Genomic DNA, 24,909 nt, shown 5'->3' with positions numbered 1-24,909 from the left:
CGATGACATTACGCCACTTCGCCGGGCGTGATGTGCGCTATGGAATCGTCGTGCGGGCCGGTGGGCTCCGGATCCGGTGCCGTGGACGGCGTCCACCACACCTGCGGCTGCCGGTTCGACCAGCCGTTGATCGCCTCGAGTGCGGCGGCGAGCGAGATCAGTAGCGGCTCACTGTTGGCCGGGCCCATCAACTGCACGCCGATCGGCAGACCCGAGGACGTGAACCCGGCGGGCACACTGATCGAGGGCCAGCCCAAGAGGTTCCAGGGCCAGGTGACGGGGCAGGCCCGAATCATGGCGCGGTCGGTGGCCAGGCCACCGAGCCTGTCGAAGTCGTGCACTTCGGGAGGCGGTTGTGCGGTCGTCGGCGCGAGTACGACGTCGGCAATGTTGAAGATCCACCCCATGCGGCGCTGGGACGCGGCCTCTCGGGCGCGGGCCTTGCGAAGCGTGTTCTGCGATAGCAGCCAGCCCGTGCGGATGTTGGCTCTGGTGCGATCGTCGAGTGTGACGTCGCGGCCGAGGCGATCCGCCCACTCGACCAGCCCCGCCGTCGACCGGGACAGGAAGTTCCAGGACATGGCCAGGTCGTATCCGGGATCGGCGGACACGATCGTGTGTCCGAGTTCTTCGAGCTGCGCTGCGGTGGTCTCCAGCGCAGCACGGATCTCGGGATGCAGCTTGGCCCGGAAGACGGTGAACGGGAACTTCGTGGACTGCGCGATCCGCAGTGGGCCAGGCGCCCGGCCGACGTAGTCCGATACCTCTACCGGCGGCGGCTGGTGCAGATCACCGGGAACGTTGCCGGACGCCGCGTCGAGCACGATCGCCGCGTCGGTGACCGTTCGGGCGAGCACACCGTTGACGGTGATGCCGTTGAACGCCTCGGGCAACGGCCAGGTGGAGATCCTGCCGCGCTGGGGTTTGATACCGACCAGGTGAGTCCACGCCGCGGGGATGCGGACGCTGCCCGCGCCGTCCGATCCGATGGCCGCGGCCACCAGACCGGCAGCCACGGCGGCGGCGCTGCCGCCCGACGATCCGCCCGGTGTGTGCTCACGCGACCACGGATTGCGGGTGTGACCGAAGGCGGGCCCACTGGTGAACGGCCACTGACCCAACTCGCACGTGTTGGTCTTGCCGACGATCACCGCGCCCGCGGCCTTCAGCCGACGCACGACTTCGGCGTCGGCTTCGGCAGGCCGGATCGTGCCGTCGGCGCCGAACCTGGTGGGCACCCCTTCGACGTCGACGTCGTCCTTCACCGCGATCGGGATGCCCAACAGTGGAAGGTGTTTGCCGGCGGCGCGTTTGCGGTCCGCTCTGGCGGCGTCGGCCAGAGCCTGGTCGGCCAGCACCACCCGGAATGCGTTGAGGGTGGGCTGGCTGGCCGCGATCGCGTCGAGCGATCGGCGCACCAGGTCTTCGGACGTGACTGAACCACTCGCCAGCTGAAACAGCTGCTGAGTGAGCGTGGGGAATCGGAGCTGTTCGACCATCGCCTACAAGAATATCGGCGCTGCGTACCGGAATCTGTCCGATCGCAGTGGGAGACTGTTGTGATGCGGCTGTACCGGGATCGAGCGGTGGTGCTGCGTCAGCACAAGCTCGGTGAGGCCGACCGGATCGTCACCCTGCTCACCCGCGACCACGGGCTGGTGCGCGCGGTGGCCAAGGGTGTCCGGCGTACCCGCAGCAAGTTCGGGGCCAGGCTGGAGCCGTTCGCGCACATCGATGTTCAGCTGCATCCCGGTCGCAATCTCGACATCGTCACCCAGGTCCAGGCCATCGATGCGTTCGCCACCGACATCGTCAGTGACTACGGCCGCTACACCTGCGCGTGCGCGGTCCTCGAGACCGCCGAGCGGCTGGCAGGCGAGGAGCGGGCGCCGATGCCCGCACTGCACCGGCTGACTGTCGGCGCGCTGCGGGCGGTCGCCGACGGTAGCCGGCCGCGGGAACTCGTGCTGGACGCTTACCTGTTGCGCGCCATGGGAATCGCCGGCTGGGCGCCGGCGCTGATCGAATGCGCCCGCTGCGCGACGCCGGGTCCGCACCGGGCGTTCCACGTCGCAGCCGGGGGCAGTGTGTGCGTACATTGCCGGCCGTCGGGATCGGTGACACCACCGCAGGGGGTGTTGGACCTGATGGCCGCGCTGTATGACGGGGACTGGGAGCACGCGCAGGCGTCGACGACATCGCATCGCAGCCAGGCCAGCGGCCTGGTCGCCGCGCACCTGCAGTGGCACCTGGAACGCCAGTTGCGAACGTTGCCGCTGGTCGAACGGATGTACCGGGCCGATCAGACAGTCGCTGACCTACGGGCGCCGCTGGTCGGGCAGGATATGGCGCATGGCTACCAAGAAGGGCAAGCAGAAGTACCCACAGCTGCCCCAGGCGCCTGACGACTACCCCACATTTCCCGACAAGTCGACGTGGCCGGTCGTCTTTCCCGAACTGACGCCCCGCAGCCACGGCAGGTTCGCCAGGCCGCCGCAACACACCTCCAAGGCCGCCGCGCCTCAGATCCCGGCCGGCCAGGTGCCGAATCACGTCGCCGTCGTGATGGACGGCAACGGGCGGTGGGCCACCCAGCGCGGGCTGCACCGCACCGAGGGGCACAAGATGGGCGAGGCGGTGCTCATCGACATCACCTGCGGTGCAATCGAAATCGGCATCAAGCACCTGACGGTGTACGCCTTCTCGACCGAGAACTGGAAACGCAGCACCGAAGAGGTGCGCTTCCTGATGGGATTCAACCGTGAAGTGGTCCGTCGGCGCCGCGAGAACCTGAATGACATGGGCGTGCGGATGCGCTGGGTCGGTTCACGGCCGCGCATGTGGCGCAGCGTGATCAAGGAGTTCGACATCGCCGAGCAGATGACGGTCGACAACGACGTCATCACGATCAACTACTGCGTCAACTACGGTGGCCGCACCGAGATCGTCGAAGCGGCCCGCGAGCTCGCGCAGCAGGCAGCCGACGGCAAGATCAACCCCGGCCGGATCAGCGAGGCGACCTTCGCCAAGCATCTTCACCGCTCCGACATTCCCGACGTCGACCTGTTCATCCGGACATCGGGGGAGCAGCGGGCGAGCAACTTCCTGCTGTGGCAGGCGGCGTACGCGGAGTACGTGTTTCAGGACAAACTGTGGCCCGACTACGACCGCCGAGATCTGTGGGAGGCGTGCGAGGAGTACGTGAACCGCAACCGTAGGTTCGGCAGAGCCTAGTGTCCATGCAGGATCGACTGGCGGCCGTCCTTGGGGAGGTGCTGTCGCTGAGTCGGGAAGAGGACGGCGCGATCACCCTCCACCACGATGGCACGGTCGCGTCGCTGCGGGTCGTCGAAATCGCCGAAGGTCTTGAGCTCGTGTCGCTCACCCAGATCCTGGCGTGGGACCTGCCGTTGGACGCCAAACTCCGTGCGGCGGTGGCAGATCACGCGCACAACACCCTTCTTGGCACGGTGTCACTGGCGACCAAGGGTGGCCACGCCCAGGTCGCGGCAGGAGCCAAGCGCAACTCGAAGAAGACCGCAGATGTGTTGCTGCGCTACAACTTCCCTGCGGCGGGTCTGACTGACGATGCGTTGCGCACACTCATTCTGATGGTGCTGTCCACAGGTTCTGACGTGCGCCGCGCACTAGTCTGACTACGCGCCTTCCGTGCACGCCCCGCAGAGGCCGAAGATCTCGATGGTGTGGCTGACGTCGGAGAACCCGTGCTCGCGAGCGACTTCGGTGGCCCACGTCTCGACCTGATCGCCCTGCACCTCGACGGTCGAGCCGCAGGCCCGGCAGACCAGATGATGATGGTGGTCGTCGGAGCAGCGTCGGTAGACGGCCTCGCCGGTATCGGTGCGTAGCGCATCGACAAGGCCGGCGGTCGCCATCTGCTGCAGCGTGCGGTACACGGTGGTGAGCCCGATGCCCTCACCGCGTTTGCGCAATTCGTCGTGTAGCTCCTGGGCAGACCGAAATTCGTCGAGCTTGTCCAGCAGCGCGGCGATGGCGGCGCGCTGTCGAGTCGAGCGAACGCCGGTGGCTGGGGTCGTCACTCGTTGCCCTCTGCCGCGTGGGTCACGGCCGCGACGACGATTTCGGCGAGGTGGTGATCGACCAATCGATACATCACTTCGCGTCCCGACCGCGCTCCCGCCACCACGCCGGCGGACTTGAGGATCCGCAGATGCTGACTGACCAATGGTTGCGGCACCGCGAGCGCGTCGACGAGTTCGTGGACACAACGCGCCGACTCCCGCAGCTGGAGCACGATCGCGATGCGGACCGGCGCGGCCAGCGCGCGCAGCAGGTCTCCGGAGGTGTCGAGCACGTCGCGTGGCGGCAGTTCCGGGAACGGTGCGCCGCTGTGGTCGTGTCCGATCTCGGCGGGAACCGAGCCCTCTTCGCACTCGCTGCCGGCGAAAGTGGAAACCGTTTTCATTATGGCGCCAAGAATACATGCGGACTTCCGCATGTCAATGCTGCGGATGCTTCTCGATAGGGTGTTATCTCGTGGCTTCCATCATCGACACCGTCGCCAACCTCGCCAAGCGTCGTGGGCTCGTCTTCCAGTCCGGTGAGATTTACGGCGGCACCAAGTCGGCGTGGGATTACGGCCCGCTCGGGGTGGAACTCAAGGAGAACATCAAGCGGCAGTGGTGGAAGTCGGTCGTGACGGCCCGAGATGATGTCGTGGGGCTGGACTCCGCGATCATCCTGCCGCGCGAGGTGTGGGTGGCCTCCGGGCACGTCGAGGTGTTCAACGATCCGCTCGTCGAGTGCCTCAACTGCCACAAGCGGCACCGGCAGGACCACATGCAGGAGGCGTACGCCGAGAAGAAGGGGCTCGATGACCCAGATTCGGTGGCGATGTCCGAGATCGCGTGCCCGGACTGCGGCACCAAGGGGCAGTGGACCGAGCCGCGCGACTTCAACATGATGCTCAAGACCTATCTCGGTCCGATCGAGACAGAGGATGGTCTGCACTATCTGCGCCCAGAGACGGCGCAGGGCATCTTCGTCAACTTCGCCAACGTCGTGACGACCGCACGTAAGAAGCCACCGTTCGGCATCGGCCAGATCGGTAAGAGCTTCCGCAACGAGATCACCCCGGGCAACTTCATCTTCCGCACCCGCGAGTTCGAGCAGATGGAGATGGAATTCTTCGTCGAACCCGCGCACGCCAAGGAATGGCACCAGTATTGGATCGACACTCGCTTGCAGTGGTACGTCGATCTCGGTATCGATCGCGACAACCTTCGGCTCTTCGAGCATCCGAAAGAGAAGTTGTCTCACTACAGCGACCGCACGGTCGACATCGAGTACAAGTTCGGCTTCCAGGGCAACCCGTGGGGCGAACTCGAGGGCGTGGCCAACCGAACCGACTTTGACTTGTCCACGCACTCAAAGCATTCCGGCGTCGACCTGTCCTTCTTCGACCAGGCGACCGAGACCAGATACGTGCCATATGTCATCGAGCCCGCAGCCGGTCTGACCCGCTCGCTGATGGCGTTCCTGGTCGACGCCTATCACGAGGACGAGGCGCCCAACGCCAAGGGCGGTGTCGACAAGCGCACTGTGCTGCGGCTCGATCCGCGGTTGGCTCCGATCAAGGCCGCGGTGCTGCCGCTGTCGCGCAATGAAGCGCTGTCCCCGAAGGCGCGCGATCTGGCCGCCGAGCTCCGCAAGTTCTGGAACATCGAGTTCGACGACGCGGGCGCCATCGGCAGGCGCTACCGTCGCCAGGACGAGATCGGCACGCCGTTCTGCGTGACGGTCGACTTCGATTCGCTCGAGGATCAGGCGGTGACGATCCGTGAACGCGATGCCATGACGCAAGATCGCGTCGCGCTCGACGCCGTCAGCGATTACCTCGCCACCCGCCTCAAGGGCGCCTAGCGGGTCCTGCGCGACTGCACGCTTGTTGTACACATCCGCCGAGAGAGGGCGGAAACAGGCGTGCAGTCGGCGGCTAGAAGCGGCCGCCGCCGCCGCTATAGCTGCGTCCCGACGACCGCGATGACCCGCCAAACGACGTCGACCGACCATTCCCGAGACCGCCTCCGAAACCACCGCCGAAGCCGCCGCGCAGCGCGCCGCTGAGGATGTTGCCGATGATGATGCCGCCGATGACCCCGCCCATGTTGGAGCCGCTGCCGCCCCCGCCCCAGCCAGACGTATACGACCGCTGCGCGGCCGCGACGTCATTGCTGGCCAACGTTTGAGCCTGTCCGGCCAGCATGTCGGCGCCGTTGGCATGTGCGATCGCCTCGCTGAGATTGGTCGCCCTCCTGTCCTGTGCCGCCTGAAGTTGGCGGACGGCTTCGGCGAGCCTGGTGCGGGCCTCGGGTCCGATGCTGCCGCGGCGGGTGTCGATGAAGTCCGAGACGCCCCGCACGCGGGACTGCGCGGAGAACAGCGCCTGGTCGAACGCCCTGCTGAGGCGTTTGGCGGCCTGTAATTCTTCGGTAACGGTTGCCAGCAGTCGATCCAATTCCGCGTCGGCCCTGGTCAGGCGCGTGAACGTGCCGAGAGGGTCCGTGCTGCCGTTCTTCTGAGCGTCGGCGACGGCAGCCGCGGCCTGGTCGCGTGCCGAGCCGAGCTCACGTTGATGGTTCGTGTTGCCCTGCTGCAATATCCCGCTGGCCTGGTCGACACCGTTCTGGATGTCGGTGATGGCGTCGGGAAGTGCTGCGACGGCACGGTTGATGTCGGCACCCGCACTGTCGACCGCGTCCAGTAGCGAACGCGCTTGTCCCAGCGAGGATTCCGCGGCGCGGATCGCATCGACCAGACCCATCTGCTGGCCCACCGGTCGGGCGACGAGTGTCCGCGCGGTGCTGATGTTCTGATCGGCGAAACCCAACCGCTGCTGGGCGGTCTTCACATTGTCGGCGACCGAAGTGAGTGCGGAGGCATCGAATTGACTGTGCAGCGCGGCCAGCGCCTGCTCGGCCGGGCCGAGGCGCGCGGTGAGGTCCACCATCTGCTGGGTCATCGCGTCCAGTCGGCTGGGTGCGTTGATGACGAGATCACGGAGTTTGTCGAACGCCTCCGATTGCGCGTCCAGTTCCCGGTCGGCCTTGGCGGCGGCGACCACCACGCGGGTGAGCAGATCGCGGCGCTGCTGCGGCGTCTCGGGCACGGCGTCGTCGAGAATCTGGCGGACGTTGAACGCCTGCGCCAGCGTCGTCTTGGCGTTGTTGACCGCGCGACTGAAGGTGTCGGTCTGGGCGGCGCCGAATTCTTCGACCGCCAAGGCCAATTCGCTGTCGCTGGTTCGTACCGCGTTGTCGACGTCGACCACCATCATCTTGGAGAGGTCGTCGAGTGCGTCGATCGGGACGGCGGCCAACGCGTTGGGGTCGGCGGGATCCACCCGCTTGGCCGCGGCGAACTCGGCCTCTCGCCGCTGGCGGCGACGCCGTCGAGACCAGAAATAGAGTGCCAGGACGATCAGTCCGAGGACCGCCATGACGATCAGAAAGCCCAGCCAGGTGACGCCGGTGTTCGGCGATGACGGACCCGTCGAGGTCGTCGATTCGGTCAGCCCGTTCGCCGCGGCGACCGCGGCGGCTGTCCAATCGCCCTGGCGCAGAGCGGGTTCGATCTCGTTGCGCTGCAGGGCCGCGGCGTCGGACTGGCTCATGATGGCCGACGGCACCTGGAATGCGTAGGCGCGTTCTCCGGTGGCGATCGCCAACAGCGCATCCCGGTCGCCGAAGTCACTGATCTGCATCGTGGTTCGCGCCCACCCGACCGCGCCCTGCCCGAAGCTGTCGACGTACACCACCCAGAGTCGGGTGCGATTCTCGTTGTACAGCTGGTTCACGGCGTTCTCGACCTGCACGAGCTGACCCTGTGACAGCACACCGGCCCTGTCGGTGACGTAGTCCGGCACACGGAACGGTGGTTCGGCGGCAGTGGCGGGAGCCAGCACGAGACCGGCGGTCAGCACTGAGAGCACGACGCTGAGCAAGCGGGCGATGCGCATGCTGGCCAATCTAGTACTGGCAGACTGTGCGGCGGTGGCAGCGAATCAGGATCTCTACGACAAGTTCGACCGAGAGCGAATGGTGGTCGAACCGCGCAAGGCTGCCGCGCTGCCGGGAACCGATACCGAGCACCGCACGGACTTCGCCCGTGACCGGGCCAGAGTGCTGCACTGCGCCGCGCTGCGCAGGCTGGCCGACAAGACCCAGGTGGTCGGACCCCGGCAGGGCGAGACTCCGCGCACCCGGTTGACCCATTCGTTGGAGGTCGCCCAGATCGGCCGCGGGATGGCCATCGGCCTCGGCTGCGATCCCGACCTCGTCGATATGGCCGGGCTGGCCCACGACATCGGGCATCCGCCGTACGGGCACAACGGTGAACGTGCCCTCGACGAGATCGCCTCCGAGTACGGCGGCTTCGAGGCCAACGCGCAGAACTTCCGTATACTGACCCACCTGGAGCCCAAAGTCCTTGACCCCCAAGGAAACAGTGCCGGATTGAACCTCACCCGGGCCGGGCTGGATGCGGTGACCAAGTATCCGTGGCGCCGGGGTGGACGGCAGCGCAAGTTCGGCTTCTACACCGACGACGCGGCGGCCGCGGAATGGCTCCGGTCGGGTGCACCCGACGAGCGGCCATGTCTGGAGGCGCAGGTCATGGACTGGGCCGATGACGTGGCTTATTCGGTGCACGACGTCGAGGACGGTGTCGTCTCGGGCCGGATCGACATGCGGGTGCTGGCCGACGACGACGCGGCCGCCGTACTGGGGCGGCTTGGCGAATCGAGCGGGATGGGGGCAGGACTGCCTGCCGACGATCTCGTGGCTGCCGCGGGCCGACTGTCAGACCTGCCCGTCGTCGCGGCGGTCGGCAAGTACGACGGCACACTCGCCGCATCCGTCGCGCTCAAACGCCTGACCAGCGAGCTGGTCGGGCGGTTCGCCTCCGCGGCCATCGCCGCGACGAGGGAGGTGGCCGGAGCGGGCCCGCTGGTGCGCTATCAGGCCGCGCTTCGAGTGCCGGAGTTGGTCCGGGCCGAGGTGGCCGTGCTCAAGATCCTGGCGCTGCAGTTCATCATGTCCGACCCGCGACACCTGGAACTCCAGGGGCAGCAGCGCGAACGCGTCCACCGCGTGGTCGAGTGGACGCTCGCCGGCGCACCCGCCACGCTCGACCCGATCTTCGTCCCCGCGTTCAACGCGGCCGCCAATGACGGCGCCCGGTTGCGAGTGGTCATCGACCAGGTCGCATCCTTCACAGAGGGGCGATTGGAACGATTGGAACCGGCCTAAAGCCGGATCGAGTGCAACGCAGCGGGCTCTAGACTGGCCCGGTGGCCGGCCGCATTCCTGATCGTGACATCGCGGCCATTCGCGAACGCGTTCGCATCGAGGAGATCGTCGGGGACTACGTACAACTGCGGCGGGCGGGTGCGGACTCGCTGAAGGGCCTCTGCCCGTTCCACGACGAGAAGTCCCCGTCGTTTCACGTGCGGCCCAACCACGGCCACTTCCACTGCTTCGGCTGCGGCGAGGGTGGTGACGTCTACGCATTCGTCCAGAAGATCGAGCACGTCAGCTTCGTCGAGGCGGTCGAATTGCTGGCGGACCGCGTGGGTCACACCGTCACCTACACCGGTGCCTCGACGACGAACGTGCAGCGCGACCGTGGCAGCCGCAGCAGGCTGCTTGCGGCGAACGCCGCCGCCCAGGAGTTCTACGCCGAGGCGCTGAAGTCCGACGAAGCGGCCCCGGCCCGCGAGTATCTGGTCCAGCGCAACTTCGACGCCGAGGCCGCGGCGAGATTCGGCTGCGGCTTCGCCCCGTCGGGCTGGGAAATGCTGACAAAGCATCTGCTGCGCAAGGGTTTTGAGTTCAAGGAGCTGGAGGCCGCCGGTCTGTCGCGGGAGGGGCGGCGCGGCCCGATGGACCGCTTCCACCGCCGGCTGCTGTGGCCGATCCGGGCCAGCGGTGGGGAGGTCATCGGCTTCGGAGCGCGGCGCATCTTCGACGACGATCAGATGGAAGCCAAGTACATCAACACTCCCGAAACCGTGCTCTACAAAAAGTCGTCGGTCCTGTTCGGCCTCGACCTGGCCAAGCGCGACATCGCCAAGAGCCATCAGGCAGTCGTGGTCGAGGGCTACACCGACGTGATGGCGATGCACCTCTCCGGCGTGACCACGGCCGTCGCCTCCTGCGGCACCGCGTTCGGCGACGAGCACCTGTCGATGCTGCGCCGACTCATGATGGACGACAACTTCTTTCGCGGTGAGCTGATCTATGTGTTCGACGGCGACGCCGCAGGACGTGCGGCGGCGGTCAAGGCCTTCGAAGGTGAACAGAACCTCGCCGGGCAGTCGTTCGTCGCCGTGGCCGACGACGGAATGGACCCCTGCGATCTTCGGCTGAAGTCCGGCGAGGGGGCGCTGCGGGACCTGGTGGCGCGGCGCACCCCGCTGTTCGAGTTCGCCATTCGCACCGCGCTGGCCGACCATGACCTCGACAGCGCCGAAGGCCGGGTCAACGCGTTGCGGCAGTGCGTGCCGATGGTCGCGAGGATCAAAGAACCCATGCTGCGCGACGAGTACGCGCGTCGACTGGCCGGTTGGGTGGGCTGGGAAGACGTCGCACAGGTGATCAGCAGGGTGCGCGAGGAAGCGCAGAAGCGCGGCATGCCCGAGCGTGGCCGTCGTCGCGCCGCGGTCACCGAGGAGGTCGCGTCGCGCCAGGCCCGCCATGCCGCGGGGGCGGCCGAACGCCCCGATCCAGCCGACCCGACGCTGTGGCCGCAGCGCGAAGCGCTGAAATCCGCGCTGCAATATCCGGCGCTCGCCGGGCCGGTCTTCGACTCGCTGACCGTGGAGAGCTTCACTCACCCCGGCTACGCCGCGGTCCGGGCAGCGATCGCTGCGGCCGGTGGTGCGGCCGCGGGTCAGTCGGGCGGCCAGTGGATCGATGCGGTGCGTGGGCAGGCCGCATCGGAGGCAGGCGCGGGCCTGGTCAACGAGCTCGGCGTGGAAGCCATCAACGTCGAGGACGACGACAAAATGCCGCGCTACATCGCCGGAGTACTGGCCCGACTGCAGGAAGTGTGGGTCGGACGTCAGATCGCCGAGGTCAAGTCCAAGCTGCAGCGCATGTCGCCGGTCGAGCAGGGCGACGAGTACCACGCGCTGTTCGGAGACCTCGTCGCCATGGAGGCGTATCGCCGCAGCCTGCTGGAACAGGCCAGCGGCGACGACCTCACTGCGTGATGCCGCGTAACGCGATAGGGTAGGCCCGCGAATCAACCGTCGGGGGACGGTTCAGAAAGGCTCACTCGTGACATCGACCAAGAACCAGGTGCGGCGGCTCATCGCCGCAGGCGCGTTTGCGGTCGCCGCGGTCGCGGCGCCCTTCGCGGCATCGGCGTTGACCACCTCCGCCGCCTCCCAGGATCTTGCCGGGCCGGCCTGTCTGGCGTGGTTCGGCAACAAGGAAGACGGTCACTGCCTGTCGTACTCGAACGGCTTTCCGGTCGCCGGCGGTACGCCCTCGTTCCAATTCGGCAACGGCGGCGGCGTGGTCGGCCCGAACTGGTCCACCGGACCTCTGCTGCCGGGCCAGACCATCAACCGGCCGATCGGCTGACTAGCGCTGCCGGCCTTTCGGCACGGCCTCCGGTCCGATCACGGTCGTTCCGCGGTCGATCTCGCTCAGCGTGACCATCGGTGCATCCGGTGACACGCGATCCGCAATCCTGCGACGCCCTGCGTCGATCACTGCCTTGGCTGCTGGGCTCTCTGTGACGGCCTTGTACGTGCCGGCTATCTGTTCATATCGGCGTCGGCCCGCCTTCGTACCCAAGACGTAGCCGACAGCCAAAACGGCGAGATACCGGATCACAAGACCTCTCCCAGACGACGGTGTAGTTGGTATCCATCCTGCCTCACTCGGAGGGGTACGCGTGGGGCGGCGGCGCATTGGCGATGCGAGCGGGACGTACGCTAAAGTCATCCCTCGATCCGCGCTGACAACACCGTCGCGGACGGGCAGTCCCCTGTAGCTCAATTGGCAGAGCGTTCGGCTGTTAACCGGAATGTTGGTGGTTCGAGTCCACCCGGGGGAGCAACGTTCATCCATCGCGTGAGCTCCAGGTGACGCGCCTTTTCCAAGAACTCTCCAAGGCGACTGCCCAAGTCTCATCCCATGCTGATACGACGCACCTCAGACTGGATCCTCGGCACCGCGATGGCCGCAGCCGTCGCCCACTTCACGCAGTTGACGGAGCTGTCGCGGGTGGCTCAGACCTTCGCCGACGCCTTCGAACCCGACCTCGACGCGTGGGAGTACATCCCGGTGGCACTTGCCACCGCGGAACAAGCTGCGTGAGTCTGGCTTACCAGCAGGCCTGACGCCGGTCGGCCTGGAACAGGTTGTCCGCGGCACACGGTCCCGCACTGGCGGACACCAGGTCCCGCACCTGGTTGTACAGATCGACCGTCGCCGTGGTGGCCAGCCGCGCGGCGAGATCGAAATTGTTGATCGGCGGGTTGCTGCCCGGCACCATGATGCTGCCGCGCGGGCTGTTCCAGGCGTCCTTGTTCAACGTGGAGTGGCATTCGACGAATCCCGGCGGCGGACCGCCGGGAGGGCAGCCACCCAGCAGGTCGTCGTGGTTGGCCTGGATGTCGAAGAATCCGGTGTGCAGCCCCGGAGGGAAGGCCGCAGGATCGCAGGTGGGCATCAGCGGGGGCGGCATCCGGTCCGGCTCGTTGATCGCGATGTTGTCTTCGACCCAATTGGAGTGGGAGTAGAAGTCCTGCAGCGCGTGTGCGAGGCCGCCGAATGCGGCGCGGGCGGCGGGTCCGTCGACCAGATCGCTGCCGCCAGGGCCTGCGGGACGGGCGCCGGCGAGGATGACCGGGGTGAAGAAGTTCCACGCCTCTTGCGTCAGATTGCAGATCTCGACGGGATTGTTGGCGCCGTCGATGTGGCGGAACTCGTCGGAGAAGAACGCGTCGCTGCCGACCGCACCGGCACCCGGCGGCGGGCCGACCAGGATCTGGCCGATCGCGGCCTGATCTACACCGAGCGGCTGCAGCGCGTCGCGGGTGATGCGATCGTGGTTCTGGATCTGAAAGGCTTGCGCCGACGGGGCGAGCGCCCCGACGACTGCGGCGGTTGCTGCGACCGCTACGGCAACCGAAAGACCCCTCTTGGGTCGGTGGGACGAGAACATCGACTACCCCCTCCGGGTATGGCAGGTCCCCTCGGACCACCGATCCTGAATTCTGTCAGCGACTGACAGGGAGCATCTCAGAAATCGGCGGATTTGTGACGTCCCGCACGACCATCTGGGGCGTGTGTTGCCTATGTGTCGATGATGTTCTCCGGATGCAGCATTTCGGCGTAGCGAAGCTGCTCGGGTATGCCGAAACCCTCCACCAGTAACTCGGCGTAGGGCCGCAGATCGCGGCACCGCTCATTGACGCCGCGCGTGACGGCCTTGGCGCGTTCGGTCGACAGGAAGCGGTGCTCCATGAACCACGCCCTGTCCTCCTCGATCACCGTCAGCGCGTAGAGGTCACAGACCAGGTTCAGGATCTTCCGCGCCTCTTGCCCTTCAACAGACGTGGACTCGCAGGAGTCGATGCCTGCCACGAACGCCTCGAGGATGATGCGGTCGATGTGTGCGCGCGCGGTGTGCAGCACATGGTCCTGCACCGAGTTGAACGCCTCGAACGCGCTCATCTCCTTGGACTTCCCCTGCAGCCGGCGCGCCACGGTGGCGAGCATGTACTCCTCGCGATCCTCGAACATCTTGACCTGAGTACCGCGGTTGAAGAGGCTGCCTTCCTCCTCATTGTCCTGGCGAGTGTCGAGGATCGTCTGCATGATCGTCTCGGCCGCAGTGCGTTTGAGCACCCGCTCACCGGCGAAGTTGGCCGCGAACCGCACCCACTCGACCGGGCTCATGCCCTTGATGTCGTCGGCGTAAGCGGTCAGTAACTCCTTGGCGACCAGTTGAGTCAGCACGTGGTTGTCGCCTTCGAAGGTGGTGAACACGTCGGTGTCGGCCTTGAGCCCGATCAGCCGGTTCTCGGCCAGATAGCCTGCACCGCCGCAGGCTTCCCGTGCCTCCTGGATGGCGCGCGTGGCGTGCCAGGTGTTGGCGGCCTTGAGTCCGGCCGCCCGCGACTCCAGCTCGCGCTGCTCCTCGACATCGGGGTCATCCGACGTCTGCAGCTCGTGGCATTTGGCCACCAGCTCGTTCTGCGCGAATTGCAGCGCATAAGACTTCGCGATCAGGGGGAACAGCCGGCGCTGATGCACGAGGTAGTCCATGATCAGCACCTCGTGGTCGTCGCCGGGCGCTTCGAACTGCCTGCGTTCCAACGCATACCGAGTCGCGATGTCGAGCGCGACCCGGGCTGCGGCTCCTGCGCTGCCGCCGACGGTGACGCGTCCGCGGATCAACGTGCCGAGCATCGTGAAGAACCGTCGGCCCGGATTCTCGATCGGCGAGGAATAGGTGCCGTCTTCGGCCACGTCTGCATACTTGTTGAGCAGGTTCTCCCGCGGGACGCGAACGTGGTCGAACTGGATGCGCCCGTTGTCCACGCCGGGTAGGCCGCCCTTGTAGTGGCAGTCGCTGGTCGTCACGCCGGGCAGATCGTTGCCCGCGTCGTCGCGGATCGGCACCACGAAGCAGTGCACTCCGTGTCCTTCGCCGTCGGGGGTGATCAGCTGCGCGAAAACCGCGGCGACACGGGCGGTTTCGGCAGCACCGCCGATGTAGTCCTTGCGCGAGGTACGGGTGGGCGAGTCGATCACGAACTCCTGTGACGCGGGATCGTATGTCGCCGTGGTCTCCAGGGCCTGCACATCGCTGCCGTGGCCGGTCTCGGTCATCGCGAAGCAGCCCAGCAGGTCCAGGTCGATGATGCGCTGGACGTAGGCCTCGTGGTGGCGTGCGGTGCCGAGGTTCTCGATGGCCCCGCCGAACAGACCCCACTGCACGCCGGCCTTGACCATCAGCGACAGATCCGACATGGCGAGCATCTCGATCTGCGTCACCGCCGCACCGACGTCGCCGTTGCCGCCGTGTTCCTTCCTGAACCCGTCCTCGGCGGCCCCGTGCGAGGCCATGATCTTCAACTGTTCCGCCACCTTGGTGCGGGCGATGACGGTGTTCGGCGTGTAGTGCGGTCGGAAGACTTCGCTGGAGAGTTCCTCCCGCACCTGGTTCTTCACATCGCGCCAGCGGCCGTCGAGGGCGTTGCGTAGATGTTCCGCAGTGGTGGTCATAACTCGACCGTAGCCCTTTGGAGGCGCCTCGAAACTGTGATGTCAGAAACGTAGCCAAACCTTGCTAGACCAGGCGAAATCGGTGGCGTTGAATCGACTGCATGTCAAAGTCGGGGATGGATGGACCGGCAGCCCCGACGGGCGTGCCGCACAGCACCACACACCGGCACTCCGATGTGTCGGGCGGCTGGTTGCGCGCGGCGACCTTCGGAGCGATGGACGGACTGGTGAGCAATACGGCTCTCATCGCGGGCGTCGGGGCCGCCGCCAGCGCGCATACGGTACTGCTCAGCGGTGTGGCGGGGTTGTTGGCCGGTGCCTTTTCGATGGCGATGGGCGAGTACACGTCCGTGACGACCGCCAACGAGCAGATCGACTCCGAGGTACTCGTCGAGCGGCGCGCGTTCCTCAAACATCCGCAGGCCGAGAAGAGCGAACTGGTGGCGATGCTGATGGACATGGGGATGGAGCGGGACACCGCCGTGACGGCCACCGACGAGATCCACCGCGACGAGGACCGTGCGCTGAACTTCCACCTCGTGCAGGAACTGGGTATCGACCCCAGCGAGAAGCCCTCGCCGTGGGTCGCGGCCGGATCGTCATTCGCGATGTTCACGGTCGGAGCGATCATCCCGCTGATCCCGTACCTGCTCGGATTCGAGTCGCTGTGGGCCGGACTGCTGTGCGGCGGTGTCGGGCTCATCGTCGCGGGCGGTGTGGCCGCGCGCTTCACGAGGCGCCCAGTCTGGTTTGCGTCGTTGCGGCAGCTGGCATTCGGCATGACCGCCATCGCGGCGACGTATCTTGTCGGGGCACTCGTCGGTACAGTCACCGGGTGAGGCAACTGCGGTGCGGCCTGTTCGCCGCCGCGTTGTGTCTTGCCGCCTGCAGCTCCGCGCATACGTCGTCGACGGACTTGGACTACCTCGGGCAGATCGACTTTCCGTCGGGCACCGCGTTCGATGACACGATTGTCGGAGGGCTTTCGGCGATCAGTTACGACCCCGGCCGTCAGGTCTACTACGTGATCAGCGACGACCGCTCGGCGAGGGACTCGGCGAGGTTCTACACCATCCGAATCATGTTGCCGAACAACAGATTGACTGGAATCGAGTGGCTCGACACCACGCCGCTGCTGGACCGGTCCGGCGCACCGTTCCCGCCGCTGTCGCCCGACGCCTCACCTCCGGTGATCCCTCCTGATCCCGAGGGCATCGCCTTCGACGAGCGCCGCCAACAGCTGTTCTGGTCCAGCGAGGGTGAGCGCATCGTCAAGGACCCGAACCGGCCGCTGCTGTTGGATCCGTGGGTCCGTGTCGCCGGGCTCGACGGCTCTTTCCGCGGGCAATACGCGCTGCCGCCCGTGCTGTCGATGGCACAGCAGGACTCGGGAGCCCGGAAAAACGAGGGCCTCGAGGGCCTCACGTTGACCCCGAGCGGCAACTATCTGTTCGCGGGTATGGAAGATCCGGGCTTCAACGACGGCAGCCTGCCGACCGCCGACGCCGGTGCCCTGACCCGCATCACCCGGTTCGACGTCGCGACGGGCACCGCCACCGCGCAGTACGCCTATCCGCTGGACCCGATCAGCGCGCCGGACGGGGAAGCGAACGGCCTGTCGGATCTCGTGGCGCTCGACGACGACAACTTCCTGGTCATCGAACGCTCGCACGGCAGTCACAACGTGGCGCGTATCTACCGGGCCGGCATCGCAGGAGCCGACAACATCTTGGGCAGACCAACAATTGCGGATGCACCGCCGACAGCGATGACCAAAAGCCTGCTCGCCGATCTCTCGATGATGCCCCAGGTGCAGAACCTGGACAATGTCGAGGGAATCACGTTGGGTCCCAAGCTGCCCGACGGCAGGCAGGTTCTGGTGCTCGTCACTGACGACAACTTTTCCGAAGAGCAGATGACGCAGTTCTACGCATTCGCGCTTTCGTGATTTCGGTGCGGAAACGTTCGTTCAGCGACTGTAAGCGCACCGAAATCACTAAGAATCGCTGCCGACGGTGATTGCGGTCGCCTCGTCGACATCGTCGACCTCTTCGACATCGATGCCCGTCAGATGCGCGCGGGTGAGCGCCAGGACTCCGGCGGCCAGGACCACCGCTCCCGCGCCGACCCAGTACGGCACGTGCACGTTGATCTGCTCACCGAGCACACCTGCCAGCCACGGCGCCAGCGCGGCCCCGGAGAACCGCACGAAGCTGTAAGCCGCAGAGGCGACACCTCTTTCGACCGGCGCCGCCTTCATCACGGTTTCGGTGATCAACGTGTTGTTGATGCCGATGAACAGGCCCGATACCACCACACACGTCGCGAGAACGGTTTTGTTCTCCGTGCCGACCGCCATCACCGCCAGGGTCGCCGACATCGCCAGTAGGTTCACCAGCAGCGTCGGCACCGTGCCGAAGCGGTGTTGCAGTCGCGGTGCGACGACGACCGACGTGAATGCCAATGCGACGCCCCAGCCGAAGAAGATCAACCCGATCTCATGGGCGCTCATGTCGAGCGGGAACGGGGTGAACGCCAGCAGCGTGAAGAAGCCGAAGTTGTACAGCAGTGCGGTGATTGCGACGCCGAGCAGCCCACGGTGCCGCAGCGCTCGGAAGGGGTCGGCCAACGTCGTCTTACGCTGCGCGGGTGGGGTCGACGGCAGCAGGATGGCCGTGACGACGACGGCGAAGGCCATCAGTGCCGACACCCCGAAGAACGGGCCACGCCATGAGATCGACCCGAGGACACCGCCGACGAGCGGGCCGACGGCGATGCCCAGTCCCAGCGCCGCTTCGTACAGAATGATCGCCTGCGCCACCGAACCGCGCGCCGAATTGACGATGGTGGCCAACGCCGTCGCAATGAACAGCGCGTTGCCCAGCCCCCAAAGTGCCCGCCAGCCAACAATTTCGGTCACCGTGTCCGACATGCCGGCCAGGCCCGCACCGGCGATGATCACGACGAGGCCGAGTAGCAGTGTGCGTTTCGGGCCGATCCGGCTGGCCACCACGCCGGTGATCAGCATGGCCACGCCCATCACCGCCATGTAGCTGGTGAACAAAAGCGACACCTGCGACGCGGATGCGTTCAGGTTGTCGGCTATCGGCTTGAGGATAGGGTCGACGAGACCGATGCCCATGAACGCGACAACAGACGCGAAGGCAACGGCCCAAACAGCTTTGGGTTGACGCCACATGCGGGCGAATACTCCTTTTTCGTCGCGAGTTACTTGGCGGTGGTGGGGGAGGCCGCGTCCGCGAGAAGTCCGCGCAGCACCCGAACGGCCTCGCCGAGCGCGTGGCGATCCGTGGCATCGAGGCGCTCGAGATACGGGTCGATGGCCGCGCCGCGGTCCACGCGCACCTGCCTCAGCGTCTCGGTTCCCTTGGCCGTGATCTCGATGAGCACGGCCCGCGCATCGCCGGGGTCGACGGTGCGTGATACGTAGCCCCCGTCTTCGAGCCTGCGCACCTGGGTCGTCATCGTCGGTTGCGAGCAGTGATCCAGCGCCGCGAGATCGGATATGCGGGTCGGCCCCTGGTCCTCGATGGTCGACAGCAGTCGCGCCTGGGCGAACGGCAGCGGCAGCCGGGCGCGTTGGGTGGCGAGTCGATTTATCCGGGCGACCACGGACAGCAGGTCGGCTCCGAGGGTCTGAGTCATCCGTCCATGATTACATAGCTTCACTATGCAGTTCAATCCCTGGCCGGGTTGATTGCTGTTCGCAGTGAGGCGATGCCCGTTCTTAGAGAACGACTGGCAGAATCGTGCAATGGCCGTGACCGGGGAATCGAGCGCTACTCGACGTTCCGGCGCGCTGAGCCCTGGTGAACTCGCCCAGGCATCGGTGATTGCGGCGCTGTCCGCCGCTACGGCGATCATTGCCGTCGTCGTTCCGTTCGCGGCCGGCCTTTCGTTGCTCGCCACCGTCCCGATGGGACTGCTGGCCTACCGGTACCGACTGCGGGTGCTGCTCACGGCAACGGTGGCAGGCGCGATCATCGCCTTCCTGATCGCCGGCCTCGGCGGCTTCATGACCGTTGTGAACTGTGCCTACATCGGTGGACTCACCGGGGTCGTCAAGCGCCGCGGACGCGGCACCATGACCGTCTTCCTCAGTTCGCTTGTCGCCGGCGCGTTCTTCGGCGTGCTCGTCGTGACGGCGCTGACCATCCTCGTGCGGCTGCGCCACCTCGTGTTCGAATCGGTGACCGCCAACGTCAACGGCGCCGCCGCGATCATCGCGCGCATCCCGAACATGGAAGGCTTCGCCGACCAACTCAAACGCGACTTCGCCACCGCGCTGGACTACTGGCCGTTCCTGTTCTTCGCCTCATCGGTGTGGTCCATCGCAATGGTCACGCTCATCGGTTGGTGGGCGTTGTCGAGGGTGATGTCGCGACTGCTGACCATTCCCGATGTGCACAAGCTGGACTCCTCGGCCGATACCGGACCGATCGCACCGGTCCCGACCAAGTTGCACGACGTCCGCTTCCGCTATCCCAGCGCAGACCACGACGCGCTCGGGCCGGTGTCGCTGAACGTCGAACCGGGCGAGCATCTCGCCATCACCGGCGCCAACGGCTCGGGCAAGACGACGCTGATGCTGATGCTGGCCGGACGCGAACCCACGGCCGGCACCATCGAGCGGCCCGGTGCCGTCGGCCTGGGCCGGCCCGGTGGCACGGCGGTGATCATGCAGCATCCCGAGAGCCAGGTACTGGGTACCCGTGTCGCCGACGACGTGGTGTGGGGCCTGCCGCCCGGCGCGACCACCGACATCGGAAAGCTGCTCGGCGAGGTCGGCCTGGACGGGCTGGCCGAGCGCGACACCGGGGGTCTGTCCGGTGGTGAGCTGCAGCGCCTCGCGGTGGCGGGGGCGCTGGCCCGTGACCCGGCACTGCTGATCGCTGACGAGGTCACCAGCATGGTGGACCAGGACGGTCGCGGAGCATTGATGGAGGTGCTCTCCGGGCTGACGAAGCATCACGACATGTCGTTGGTGCACATCACTCACTACAACGACGAGGCGGATGTCGCTGACCGCACCGTGAACCTCACCGGAAATGGCGGCGCCGCCGACAACACCGACATGGTGGAGACCGCTTCGGCGCCTGCGGCGACGGTGACGGCGGCCCACCATTCCGACAAGGCCCTACTCGAACTCAAGGGCGTCAACCACGAATACGGCAGCGGAACGCCTTGGGCCGCAACGGCGCTGCATGACATCACCTTCACCGTCAACGAGGGCGACGGCTTGCTGATCCACGGTCTCAACGGTTCCGGAAAGTCGACGCTGGCGTGGATCATGGCCGGGCTCACCGTCCCGACCGCGGGCAGCTGCCTACTCGACGGCACCCCGGTGTCGGATCAGGTTGGCGCCGTGGCGATCTCGTTCCAGGCGGCCCGCCTGCAGTTGATGCGGGGCCGGGTGGATCTGGAGATTGCCTCGGCGGCTGGGTTCTCGCCGCGCGACCGCAGGCGGGTGGCGAAGGCGCTGTCCACCGTCGGTTTGGATTCCGGCCTGGCGAAACGACGCATCGATCAGCTCAGCGGCGGCCAGATGCGCCGTGTGGTGCTCGCCGGACTGCTGGCCCGTGAGCCGCGTGCGCTCATCCTCGACGAGCCACTCGCCGGGCTGGATGCGGCGAGTCAGCGTGGGCTGCTGCGACTCCTGGGCGACTTACGGCGCGATGCGGGTCTGACATTGGTCATCATCTCCCACGACTTCTCGGGTCTCGAGGAGGTGTGTCCGCGCACCCTGCATCTGCAGGACGGGGTGCTGGCGCCGACACCGACCGCGGCGGGAGGCAGAGCGTGACGGCCCCTACCGTGAGCCAGCGGCCGCGCAGACAAGTCGTGCTGCTGCGGCCCGTGCCGGGCAACAGCGCCATCCATCGGCTGTGGGCCGGCACGAAACTCCTCATGGTGGCGGCCATCGGCATCTTGATGACCTTCTACCCCGGGTGGGTGCCCATCGGCGCGGTTGCCGTCCTGGTGCTGGTGGCCGCACGGATCGCACGGATTCCCCGAGGCGTACTGCCCTCGGTTCCGGGCTGGCTCTGGTTTCTGGTGTTGTTGGGCGGCCTCACTGCGACTTTCGCGGGCGGCAGCCCGGTGCTCGACTTCGGCTCGGTCGAGGTCGGGCTCGGCGGGCTGTTCAACTTCTTACGCATCACCGCGCTGTCGATCGTCCTGCTGGGCCTCGGCGCCATGGTCTCGTGGACGACGAATGTCGCCGAAATCGCCCCCGCAGTCGCCAAATTGGGGCGGCCGCTGCGTGCACTGCGCATACCAGTCGATGAGTGGGCGGTGGCGCTGGCATTGGCGTTGCGCGCATTCCCGATGCTGATCGACGAGTTCCGCGTCCTCTACGCCGCGCGCCGGTTGAGACCCAGGGATGTGGCGTCCACCAGGCGCGGGCGCTTCCGCAACGCATGGCTCGAGTTGATCGACCTGCTCGCGGCGGCCGTTGTCGTTGCGTTGCGGCGAGCCGACGAAATGGGCGACGCCATCACCGCGCGCGGTGGCGCGGGCCAGATTTCGGCATCGCCGTCGGGCCCGAGGGCGATTGACTGGTGGGCTCTGGCGATTGTGATCGTGGTCTGCGGCACCGCACTCGCGCTGGAGCTCACGATCCTGGGCACCAGCGCCGTCACGAGCTGACGCCTCCGGCTGTTTTCGCGACGCACCGGGGCCGCTATTACGGTGGAGGGTGTGACAGCGCAACGCCGAGTCGACGCCGACTTCCTCGAGCTGCCGCGCCATGACCTGGCCGATGCGGCACTATCCGCGGCGGTCGCCGCCGGAGCCAGCTACGCCGACCTGCGTATTCATGCGATCACGACGGAGCACGTTCAGCTGCGCGACGGCGAGTTGGAGGCCGCCGTGGTCAACCGTGAGATCGGCCTGGCGGTGCGGGTCATCGTGAACGGCACGTGGGGCTTCGCCTCGCACGCCGAGCTGGAACCGGGCACCGCCGCCGAGACCGCGCGTCGAGCAGTACACGTGGCGGCGACGCTGCAGCCGCTGAACGCCGAACGCATCGAACTTGCCCCCGAGCCGGTGTACTCCGACGTCAGCTGGGTGTCGGACTACCGAATCGACCCGTTCGACGTCGCCGCGTCCGACAAGATCGCGGTGCTCGGCGAGTACTCCGGACGTTTGATGGCTGCTGACGGCGTCGACCACGTCTCGGCCGGACTGCATGCGATGAAGGAGCAGACCTTCTACGCCGACACGTTCGGCTCTTCGATCACCCAGCAGCGGGTCCGGCTGATGCCGACCCTGGACGCCGTGACCGTGGACGCCGCGGCGGGCACGTTCGAAACAATGCGCACGCTGGTGCCGCCGATGGCCAGGGGCTGGGAGGTCGTCGCGGGTGACGACGTGTGGAACTGGTCCGACGAGCTGGCGCAGCTGCCGTCGCTGCTTGCCGAAAAGGCCAAGGCGCCCAGCGTTTTGGCGGGGCCGACGGATCTCGTGATCGACCCGACCAATCTGTGGCTGACGATCCACGAATCGATCGGGCACGCCACCGAGTACGACCGCGCGATCGGCTATGAGGCGGCCTACGCCGGCACATCGTTCGCGACGCCGGACAAACTGGGCACGATGCGCTACGGATCGCCGGTGATGAACGTGACCGCCGACCGGACTGTCGAATACGGTTTGGCCAGCGTCGGCTTCGACGACGAGGGAGTACGGGCGCAGAGCTGGGATCTGGTGCGCGACGGGATCTTCGTCGGGTACCAGCTCGACCGGGTGTTCGCCCCGCGATTGGGCGTCGCGCGGTCCAACGGGTGCTCGTACGCCGACTCGCCGCATCACGTGCCGATCCAGCGGATGGCCAACGTGTCGCTGCAGCCAGGCACCGATGACCTGAGCACCGACGATCTGATCGCCCGCGTGCAGGACGGCATCTACATCGTCGGAGACAAGTCGTGGTCGATCGATATGCAGCGCTACAACTTTCAGTTCACCGGACAGCGATTTTTCCGCATCCGCGACGGGCGCTTGGACGGCCAGTTGCGCGACGTCGCGTACCAGGCGACCACGACCGACTTCTGGGGGTCGATGGAGGCCGTCGGCGGGCCGTCGACGTGGCGCCTGGGCGGCGCATTCAACTGTGGCAAGGCGCAGCCGGGTCAGGTCGCGGCCGTCAGCCATGGCTGCCCGTCGGCGTTGTTCCGTGGTGTGAACGTGCTCAACACGCGCGACGAGTCGGGGCGGTAGTCGGTGATCGGAGCACAGCAGGTAGTCGACTCTGCGCTGGCCGAGGCCGGCCGGCTCGGCAAGGCCGACGAGACCATCGTCCTGGTGACGGACCGCGCGGACGCGTCGTTGCGCTGGGCGGGCAATTCGATGACCACCAACGGCGAGTCGGTGAGCCGTAGCACCGCGGTGATATCGATTGTGCGACAGGGAAACACCGCGCGAGTCGGATCGGTGCGGTCCAGCGATGTGGACCCGTCCTCGATCGCCGGTCTGGTGGCCGAGTCGCAGGACGTGGCACTCTCGGCACCCGAGGCGCCGGACAGCGCGCCGCCACTGCCCGCCGAGGGCGCGCCCGACGATTGGGACGCCCCGGTGCCGGGCACCAGCGTTCAGGCGTTCCTCGAGGTGGCGGGCAGTCTGGCGGCGCGGGGTTTCAGCGGCGCGGATCAGCTGTACGGGTTCGCCCGCCACGAGGTCGAGACGACGTTCTTGGCCACCTCGAACGGGTTGCGGCGCCGCTATTCCCAGCCGACGGGTTCGGTGGAGATCAACGGGAAACGTGATGACGCCAGCGCGTGGGTGGGGCACAGCACCACGGACTTCGTCGATGTGCCAACGGATTCGCTGCTCGAGAGGCTGTCCACGAGGCTGGGCTGGGCGCAGCGCACCGTCGAGCTGCCTGCCGGACGATACGAGACGATCATGCCTCCGTCGACCGTGGCGGACATGATGATCTATTTGTGGTGGACGATGGACGGCCGCGGTGCCGAGGAGGGTCGCACCGCGCTCTCGGCCCCCGGCGGCGGCACGCGGGTGGGGGAGAGACTCACCGATCTGCCGCTGACGATGTACTCGGATCCGTTCGCCGAGGGGTTGGGGTGTACGCCGTTCGTCACGGCGTCGGCGTCATCGGAGCGGGCGTCGGTGTTCGACAACGGGCTGGACATCGGGCGCGCGGACTGGATTCGCGACGGTGTGATCAGCACGCTGGCGTATCCGCGTGCGTCGGCCGCGGAGTTCAATGCGCCCTTCGCGGCGCCTGCGGACAATCTGCTGATGACGGGCGGCACGGCCAGCCTTGCGGACATGATCGCGAGTACCGAGCGCGGCCTACTGCTGACCACGCTGTGGTACATCCGCGAGGTCGACCCGGCGGTGCTGCTGATGACGGGCCTGACCCGCGATGGCGTCTACCTGGTCGAAGACGGCGAGGTGACGGCGGCGGTCAACAATTTCCGGTTCAACGAAAGCCCGCTGGACCTGTTGCGACGGGCCACCGAGGCCGGTGCCACCGACCGCACGCTGCCGCGGGAATGGGGGGATTGGATGACGCGGGTGACGATGCCGTCGCTGCGGATCCCGGACTTCCACATGTCCTCGGTGAGCCAGGCGCAATAAT

23 protein-coding genes and 1 tRNA gene are annotated in these 24,909 nt (G+C 66.7%); 15 read left to right on the top strand and 9 right to left on the bottom strand.

All coding sequences use genetic code 11. The features are described 5' to 3' along the window. Positions 1–8: 8 nt before the first annotated feature. Positions 9–1,499, bottom strand: coding sequence for an amidase (locus CSQ99_RS12880; protein WP_099039417.1), 1,491 nt, complete (start codon positions 1,497–1,499; stop codon positions 9–11). Between the two features lie 63 nt (positions 1,500–1,562). Between CSQ99_RS12880 and recO the strand changes: the two genes are divergently transcribed. From recO to CSQ99_RS12865, 3 genes are read left to right on the top strand one after another with little or no spacing between them, the layout of a single operon-like run. Then, positions 1,563–2,405, top strand: a complete 843-nt coding sequence (recO, locus tag CSQ99_RS12875; protein WP_099039416.1) for a DNA repair protein RecO — start codon at positions 1,563–1,565, stop codon at positions 2,403–2,405. Continuing rightward, positions 2,353–3,234 (top strand): decaprenyl diphosphate synthase, encoded by an 882-nt coding sequence (locus CSQ99_RS12870; protein ID WP_099039415.1) that lies wholly within the window; start codon positions 2,353–2,355, stop codon positions 3,232–3,234. The genes recO and CSQ99_RS12870 overlap by 53 nt, the downstream gene beginning before the upstream one ends. Beyond that, the gene (locus tag CSQ99_RS12865; protein ID WP_099039414.1) at positions 3,234–3,656 is read left to right on the top strand and encodes a hypothetical protein; all 423 of its coding nucleotides are present in this window, start codon (positions 3,234–3,236) and stop codon (positions 3,654–3,656) included. Before CSQ99_RS12870 ends, CSQ99_RS12865 begins: the two co-directional genes overlap by 1 nt. Here CSQ99_RS12865 and CSQ99_RS12860 read toward each other — a convergent pair whose 3' ends face one another. Beyond that, positions 3,657–4,061 carry a Fur family transcriptional regulator gene (locus CSQ99_RS12860; RefSeq protein WP_099039413.1) on the bottom strand — a complete coding sequence of 135 codons (405 nt, stop codon included), beginning with the start codon at positions 4,059–4,061 and terminating at the stop codon, positions 3,657–3,659. It lies immediately after the preceding gene. Continuing rightward, entirely contained in the window at positions 4,058–4,447 is a 390-nt protein-coding gene (locus CSQ99_RS12855; RefSeq protein ID WP_099039412.1) for an ArsR/SmtB family transcription factor, read from the bottom strand. Before CSQ99_RS12855 ends, CSQ99_RS12860 begins: the two co-directional genes overlap by 4 nt. A gap of 17 nt (positions 4,448–4,464) precedes the next feature. Here CSQ99_RS12855 and CSQ99_RS12850 point away from each other — a divergent pair, with 17 nt between their 5' ends. Next, a complete protein-coding gene (locus CSQ99_RS12850) occupies positions 4,465–5,904 on the top strand; it encodes a glycine--tRNA ligase (RefSeq protein WP_176561005.1) in 1,440 nt (479 codons plus the stop codon). Positions 5,905–5,977: 73 nt separating this feature from the next. Here CSQ99_RS12850 and CSQ99_RS12845 read toward each other — a convergent pair whose 3' ends face one another. Then, the gene (locus tag CSQ99_RS12845) at positions 5,978–7,999 is read right to left on the bottom strand and encodes a TPM domain-containing protein (protein ID WP_099039410.1); all 2,022 of its coding nucleotides are present in this window, start codon (positions 7,997–7,999) and stop codon (positions 5,978–5,980) included. On the opposite strand from CSQ99_RS12845, the gene CSQ99_RS12840 reads away from it, so the two are divergent. The 3 genes from CSQ99_RS12840 (at position 7,998) to CSQ99_RS12830 (ending at position 11,630) form a co-directional block, all read left to right on the top strand. Beyond that, complete coding sequence (locus tag CSQ99_RS12840; protein ID WP_176561004.1) at positions 7,998–9,290, top strand: deoxyguanosinetriphosphate triphosphohydrolase; 1,293 nt, start codon at positions 7,998–8,000, stop codon at positions 9,288–9,290. The genes CSQ99_RS12845 and CSQ99_RS12840 overlap by 2 nt on opposite strands. A gap of 41 nt (positions 9,291–9,331) precedes the next feature. Continuing rightward, a complete protein-coding gene (dnaG, locus tag CSQ99_RS12835; protein ID WP_099039409.1) occupies positions 9,332–11,254 on the top strand; it encodes a DNA primase in 1,923 nt (640 codons plus the stop codon). 67 nt (positions 11,255–11,321) lie between these two features. Next, on the top strand, positions 11,322–11,630 hold the full coding sequence (locus tag CSQ99_RS12830) for a DUF7155 family protein (RefSeq protein WP_099039408.1): 309 nt from the start codon (positions 11,322–11,324) through the stop codon (positions 11,628–11,630). Here CSQ99_RS12830 and CSQ99_RS12825 read toward each other — a convergent pair whose 3' ends face one another. Beyond that, positions 11,631–11,885 (bottom strand): hypothetical protein, encoded by a 255-nt coding sequence (locus tag CSQ99_RS12825; RefSeq protein ID WP_099039407.1) that lies wholly within the window; start codon positions 11,883–11,885, stop codon positions 11,631–11,633. Between the two features lie 150 nt (positions 11,886–12,035). Here CSQ99_RS12825 and CSQ99_RS12820 point away from each other — a divergent pair. Together CSQ99_RS12820 and CSQ99_RS12815 are read left to right on the top strand one after the other, a co-directional pair. Continuing rightward, a tRNA-Asn gene (locus CSQ99_RS12820) sits at positions 12,036–12,108 on the top strand. Positions 12,109–12,188: 80 nt separating this feature from the next. After that, on the top strand, positions 12,189–12,371 hold the full coding sequence (locus CSQ99_RS12815; protein ID WP_099039406.1) for a thiazole synthase: 183 nt from the start codon (positions 12,189–12,191) through the stop codon (positions 12,369–12,371). Between the two features lie 7 nt (positions 12,372–12,378). Here CSQ99_RS12815 and CSQ99_RS12810 read toward each other — a convergent pair whose 3' ends face one another. Further along, positions 12,379–13,221, bottom strand: coding sequence for a hypothetical protein (locus CSQ99_RS12810; RefSeq protein WP_099039405.1), 843 nt, complete (start codon positions 13,219–13,221; stop codon positions 12,379–12,381). Positions 13,222–13,352: 131 nt separating this feature from the next. Further along, positions 13,353–15,290, bottom strand: coding sequence for an acyl-CoA dehydrogenase family protein (locus CSQ99_RS12805; RefSeq protein WP_099039404.1), 1,938 nt, complete (start codon positions 15,288–15,290; stop codon positions 13,353–13,355). Positions 15,291–15,391: 101 nt separating this feature from the next. On the opposite strand from CSQ99_RS12805, the gene CSQ99_RS12800 reads away from it, so the two are divergent. Both CSQ99_RS12800 and CSQ99_RS12795 read left to right on the top strand, forming a co-directional pair. After that, positions 15,392–16,129, top strand: a complete 738-nt coding sequence (locus CSQ99_RS12800) for a VIT1/CCC1 transporter family protein (protein WP_176561003.1) — start codon at positions 15,392–15,394, stop codon at positions 16,127–16,129. Next, positions 16,126–17,238 (top strand): esterase-like activity of phytase family protein, encoded by a 1,113-nt coding sequence (locus CSQ99_RS12795; RefSeq protein WP_245908885.1) that lies wholly within the window; start codon positions 16,126–16,128, stop codon positions 17,236–17,238. The genes CSQ99_RS12800 and CSQ99_RS12795 overlap by 4 nt, the downstream gene beginning before the upstream one ends. A 48-nt stretch (positions 17,239–17,286) precedes the next feature. On the opposite strand, the gene CSQ99_RS12790 is transcribed toward CSQ99_RS12795, so the two are convergent. Beyond that, positions 17,287–18,489: an MFS transporter gene (locus CSQ99_RS12790; RefSeq protein ID WP_099039402.1), complete on the bottom strand. Its 1,203-nt coding sequence runs from the start codon at positions 18,487–18,489 to the stop codon at positions 17,287–17,289. 29 nt (positions 18,490–18,518) lie between these two features. Then, a complete protein-coding gene (locus CSQ99_RS12785; protein ID WP_099039401.1) occupies positions 18,519–18,956 on the bottom strand; it encodes a MarR family winged helix-turn-helix transcriptional regulator in 438 nt (145 codons plus the stop codon). A gap of 109 nt (positions 18,957–19,065) precedes the next feature. On the opposite strand from CSQ99_RS12785, the gene CSQ99_RS12780 reads away from it, so the two are divergent. Genes CSQ99_RS12780 through CSQ99_RS12765 form a run of 4 tightly spaced genes read left to right on the top strand, consistent with a single transcriptional unit; the run spans position 19,066 to position 24,908 of the window. Then, the gene (locus CSQ99_RS12780) at positions 19,066–21,114 is read left to right on the top strand and encodes an ABC transporter ATP-binding protein (protein WP_099039400.1); all 2,049 of its coding nucleotides are present in this window, start codon (positions 19,066–19,068) and stop codon (positions 21,112–21,114) included. After that, positions 21,111–21,959, top strand: a complete 849-nt coding sequence (locus tag CSQ99_RS12775; RefSeq protein ID WP_099039399.1) for a CbiQ family ECF transporter T component — start codon at positions 21,111–21,113, stop codon at positions 21,957–21,959. The genes CSQ99_RS12780 and CSQ99_RS12775 overlap by 4 nt, the downstream gene beginning before the upstream one ends. A gap of 51 nt (positions 21,960–22,010) precedes the next feature. Then, complete coding sequence (locus CSQ99_RS12770) at positions 22,011–23,528, top strand: TldD/PmbA family protein (RefSeq protein ID WP_099039466.1); 1,518 nt, start codon at positions 22,011–22,013, stop codon at positions 23,526–23,528. A 3-nt stretch (positions 23,529–23,531) separates the two neighbouring features. After that, entirely contained in the window at positions 23,532–24,908 is a 1,377-nt protein-coding gene (locus CSQ99_RS12765; RefSeq protein WP_099039398.1) for a TldD/PmbA family protein, read from the top strand. Position 24,909: the final 1 nt, after the last annotated feature.

This window comes from Mycobacterium neglectum (assembly GCF_002591975.1).
GTDB classification, from domain to species: Bacteria; Actinomycetota; Actinomycetes; order Mycobacteriales; family Mycobacteriaceae; genus Mycobacterium; species Mycobacterium neglectum.
Note: the sequence above shows the minus strand (reverse complement) of the source record. Positions and strands in the feature narration are given on the sequence as shown.